The sequence below is a fragment of the Cetobacterium sp. genome (assembly GCF_048470075.1).
GTDB lineage: Bacteria > Fusobacteriota > Fusobacteriia > Fusobacteriales > Fusobacteriaceae > Cetobacterium_A.
Genome location: NZ_DBGBQB010000217.1, coordinates 1 through 1552, shown reverse-complemented (window position 1 = coordinate 1552; position 1552 = coordinate 1). Strand labels below are relative to the sequence as shown.

Annotated in this window: 1 protein-coding gene; it reads right to left on the bottom strand. The window is 28.4% G+C overall.

Going from position 1 to position 1552, the window contains the following annotated elements; all coding sequences use genetic code 11:
• Positions 1 to 158: 158 nt before the first annotated feature.
• Positions 159 to 1552, bottom strand: a 1394-nt coding sequence (locus tag ACMOUI_RS07670; RefSeq protein WP_418965141.1) for a heavy metal translocating P-type ATPase, incomplete at its 5' end; no start/stop codon positions are given.

The following is a 1552-nucleotide window of genomic DNA, read 5'->3' as shown; positions in this document are numbered from 1 at the left end:
GTCCTATATTCCTTCGTTCTGTCTGTCCATAATTTGAGTGTCTTTTTTTTCCTTTACTGAGTTCTTCCCCTGATGGTAATTGTTTTGACTACTAGTTCTTATTTATATTTATTTTTTTAATCTATTTAAAGCACCTTACAGTGGCTGTTCTTCTTTAATTAGATTTTACTTCTTAAGATTCTTGAAGCATTTAAAATTGCAATTATTGAAACGCCAACGTCAGCAAATATGGCTAACCATAAATTAACTATCCCTAAAATTCCCAATACCATTACAATTCCTTTTACACCTAAAGCTAATGTCACATTTTGAATAACAATTTTATTAGTGAATTGACTTAGTTCAAGTGCTTTTACTATTTGATAAGGATTATCATTCATAAGAACAATATCAGAACTCTCGATTGCGATATCACTACCAAGTTTACCCATAGAAATTCCAATATCAGAGAGTGCTAATACAGGAGCATCATTAATTCCATCTCCAACAAAAATTACTCCTTTTTTATTCGTTTTCTTTATTTTTTTAAATATATCCACCTTGTCTTTAGGTAAAAGTTGTGTAAAGATATGATGTTCTTTTAAGCCAAGAGATTTTCCTATTTTGCTTCCTGTTATTTTATTATCTCCTGTCAACATATAACTTTCTATTCCTTTTTGATCAAGTTCTTTAATTGTTTGTAAAGCATCTTTTTTTACTTCATCACTTACAGTTATATAACCTGCTAATTCAAGATTATTTGTTACATATACAGTGGTATCACTTTCTTCTTGAAGTGGGATATTTATTTTGTTAACATTCATATATTTTTTGTTTCCTACTAATATAGACATATTTTTATATAGTACACTTATTCCATACCCAGGACTTTCTATATACTCTGATATTTCTTCCTCTATAATTTTATTTTTTTTAGTTTCCATAATAGCTCTTGCTATTGGATGGTTAGAATGATATTCCGCTACCTGTGCAAAATTTAAAACTTGTTCCTCTGTAAAATTATTAAAAGTTTTAATTTCAGTAACTTTAAATTTTCCTTTTGTTAATGTTCCTGTTTTATCAAAAACTACAGCTCCTATATTTTTTAAGCCATCTAAGTAATTACTTCCTTTAATTAGGATCCCTTCTTTTGATGCTTTCCCAATAGAGCTAAAAAATGTTAATGGAACAGAAAGAACTAATGCACAAGGACATGAGATAACTAAGAATATAAGAGCTCTTTTTATCCAAAGAGTGTATCCTCCAATTAAAAACATTGGAAAAATAAATGCAATTATAAGAGATAATGTCACTACTAAAGGAGTATAATATCTAGCAAATTTAGTTATATATTTTTCAGTAACAGATTTCTTATTACTTGCTTGTTCAACCATTTCTAATATTTTATTTACTGTAGACTGAGAATACACTTTCTCAACTTTTACTTCAATAACACCATTTATATTTATTCCACCACTGGAAATTTGAGATCCTATTTCTACTAAAACTGGGAGTGATTCTCCAGTTAATGCAGAATTATCAATAGTAGAACTACCTTTTACTATTATTCCAT